This window comes from Anaerotignum sp., assembly GCF_031981185.1.
Lineage (GTDB): Bacteria > Bacillota > Clostridia > Lachnospirales > Anaerotignaceae > Chakrabartyella.
This window is the reverse complement of the sequence record NZ_DALYUL010000024.1, coordinates 43294-46835: the sequence shown is the minus strand read 5'-3', so window position 1 is coordinate 46835 and position 3542 is coordinate 43294. Positions and strand designations below refer to the sequence as shown.

The window sequence follows — 3542 nt, the reverse complement described above, 5'->3', positions numbered from 1 at the left end:
TGGAAAAAGATGATGAACGTGGAATTGAACAATTAGAGGTTCCTATATGGCTTTGGAATACTTCAGAATGGGTAGCATTTACACAGGCCAGTAGTAAGGCACAAAAGCCTACACTTGTTCAAGCACTGCGAACAGTTCGTGACGGGCAAATTGACTATAGAGAACCCAGATGCTATTCGATGCGTCGTTTTTTAAGAACACTTGTTGGAACAATCGGTTTGGAGTTCCAATCAGGTAGTCCTTGGGGGAGATTCCCTCAACCAAAGGCGTTCTATGAAAAAATATCAAAATGGCGTGGTGAATTAGAGGATGATGCTTCTTTCAGTCAGCCCCAAAAGCAAGCATTGCAGCAGTTCAGGGATGCACTAGATGGTCTAATTACAGCAAGAAATGCACCATACTCACATATGGATTTTACGCGAACCGAAGTACACAACTTGCTGTCTTTTACCCGTTCTGCACATCAGGCTTTTGGAGGGAATGACCAAGATGTATTACCGATAGATGCGGATGTTCCGCGACCTTTTTCTGGGGACACCCTTTTGAGAAGTATTGAAGCAAACGCTGAGTTAATGAACACTTCCGTCTATGTTGAAACAATGCTGATGCGGGTAAAAACACTGCTTTCTGATGCAAAGTTGAAACCAGTAATTAGTACCAATGAACAAATCACTCTCGATCAGTGGATGGATAAATATATTTGCCCTAGCAACTGCACAGAAGGCTCGATAGTGATTGTAGACTTGTCCCTTATCCCTGCAGAGCTGACGCATATTATTACATCCGTATTAGCTCGAATGACACTTGAATCGTTACAAAGATACAGAAAAATAAATGATGGACAGACTATTCCGACAACTCTCGTAATGGAGGAAGCTCATACATTTATAAAGCGTTACAATACAGATAGTGAAAACGGTAATGCATCAGAAATGTGTTCAAAGGTATTTGAGAAAATTGCACGAGAGGGCCGAAAATTTGGGCTTGGTTTGATTCTCTCTTCTCAAAGACCTAGTGAACTTTCACCCACTGTTTTATCGCAATGCAATAGTTTTCTGCTGCATCGCATTTCTAATGATCGGGATCAGGAGCTTGTTAGCAAGTTCGTTCCAGATACTTTACGAGGTTTGCTTCGCGAATTACCTTCGTTGCCGTCCAGAAATGCAATTTTACTTGGTTGGGCATCAGAATTGCCAGTTATGGTTAAGATGAACTTCCTGAAAGAACAATCTAGACCTCAATCCAATGATCCTGAATATTGGGATGTGTGGACTGAGGGACAACGAACTGTTCAGTGGAAAACGGTAGCTGATAATTGGCAAGAGTCTGAAGAAGTCCCTCCAGCAGGACAATTGGATACTGAAGAGGAATTGCCGTTTTAAAAGTTCTATCAATTATAAGTTTGTGGATTTCGCGTATGTTAACATAGCGTAACCAGATTGAGGGGTACACGGTTGTACCATAATGGGAATTTATAATAAGTTTGTAGCTAAAAAATAAATATTAAAGGAGAAAGGTATGGCAGAATCATTAACAATAAGAAAAATAATAGAAAGAGTTATATCAGGTGAGATTAGAATACCTGCTTTTCAAAGAGACTGGGTATGGACACCGCAACAAGTTAGTTTTTTACTTGATAGTATATATAAGAATTTTCCAATTGGGACAGTGTTTTTATGGAAAACAACTACACGTTTAGAATCTGAAAAAGATCTCGGGAATTTCATGATTCCAGAACCAAGAAAGGAACATCCAGTTTATTATGTTCTAGATGGACAGCAAAGAATAACTTCTTTATTTAGTGCGTTTCAGACTGAATTGATGCCATCCAATAATTATGAATGGCTTGACATTTATTTTGATTTTGATGCATGTGACGATATTCAAGAAAGCAAATTTGTAGCACTAGCAAGCGCTGATGTAGTAATTAGCAAACATTTTCCTGTAGGAGTTATGTTTGATGCAGGTAAATTCTATGCTGAGGTTAGCAAACTAGACCAAGGGAAAAGAGATGTGATTTTAAAAGTGCAGCAGATGTTTCAAGAATATACTTTACCTGTTCAAGAATTCGAAACAGATAGTAAAGAAAGTATTGCTATAGTATTTGAACGTATAAATAGAGCAGGAACTCCTTTAAATACTTATCAGTTATTAACAGCCTGGAGCTGGAGTTCTGATTTCGATTTGCAAGAAGAGTTTTATGAATTGTCAGAAGAATTAAAACCTTATGGATTCGGAAACCTTGCTTTAGACAAAGACTTACAATTAAAATGTTGTAGCGGAATAATTAAAGGTGAAACATCGCCTTCTGTTATTATGAACTTAACAGGCGAGGATGTCAGAATTAATTTTCCCAAAATTAAAAATGGAATTAAAGGCGCTATTGAATTTCTTAAAGACCAGTTAAATGTAAATTCGCTTGAATGGCTTCCATACCCATCTATGATTGTATCACTTTCTGCATTTTTTGCTACAGACAAAGTTGGTGGTATGACTTATAACGATAACCAAAGAAAGCAACTAATAAAATGGTTTTGGAAATCTAACTTTTCAAGAAGATATAATGCTGCTATTCAGGATAAACATAGGCAAGATATAGCATTAATGAAATCATTATCACTTGATGATACAGTTTTGATAGCAGAATTTTACTGTAAATTAGAACCGCAGTATTTTTCTGATAGTCTTTTTAATGTTGGTTCAGTAAATACCAAAACATTTGTATTAATGCTTGCAAGTAATAAACCAAGATCCTTTATATCTGGCGCATACGTGAGATTAGGAGATGTACTTAAGACAGTTAACAGGAACGAATTTCATCATATTTTTCCTAAAAAGCATCTTGAAAGACTTGGTGTAGATAAGAGAAAAATTAATTGTTTAGCTAATTTTTGCTTTCTAAACAATGCCGATAATCAGAAAATCAAAGATAAAGATCCAAAAAAATATAAAGTTCTATTGCCTAAAACATCAATGGAAAATATTCTTGAAAGTGCAATATGCCCAACAGATGGTTTGGAGAAAAATTTTGATGATTTTATTACTGACAGAATTAGGAACTTAATCAAGTATGCAAGCATATTGACTAAGTAAAAATAATAATTTTTCAATGCTAAAGAAGATATGACTACAGAAGTCATAAAAAAATCCCCATATGTTTATAAAGTGGAATCACTTAATTGGTACGCAGTTAAAGTAAATTTTACGGTAAAAAAAGCTGAAAATGAGAAAGTCTTATTATTTATGATACAAAAAGATTTGAGAAAGAGAGGCAACAATATGTTTGTTGTAGATAAAGAGAAAAACCAAGCATTACCTCTTTGTAAAAAAACATTTTCTGAGTTGAATTTTACTGAAAGAAATCATCTTCAAGAATGGATTGACCAAGATACTTCAATTTTGGGGGAGAATTTACTCATCATCCAAAAAGAATTTAATGGATTCTCAGATACATTGGAGCGTTTAGATTTGTTGGCGTTAGATGAGTCCGGGCGATTGGTAGTGATTGAAAACAAACTGGATGATTCGGGTAAGGATGTAGT

The 3542-nt window shown here is 35.6% G+C and carries 3 protein-coding genes; all 3 read left to right on the top strand.

Translation table 11 applies throughout. The annotated features are described in order from the left end of the window. Positions 1-1382: ATP-binding protein (locus RTK36_RS13000; protein WP_442871354.1), on the top strand; the 1382-nt coding region annotated here is incomplete at its 5' end. 136 nt (positions 1383-1518) lie between these two features. After that, positions 1519-3093 carry a GmrSD restriction endonuclease domain-containing protein gene (locus RTK36_RS12995; RefSeq protein ID WP_312047670.1) on the top strand — a complete coding sequence of 525 codons (1575 nt, stop codon included), beginning with the start codon at positions 1519-1521 and terminating at the stop codon, positions 3091-3093. A gap of 30 nt (positions 3094-3123) precedes the next feature. Continuing rightward, the coding region (locus tag RTK36_RS12990; protein ID WP_312047669.1) for a hypothetical protein at positions 3124-3542 on the top strand (419 nt) is incomplete at its 3' end.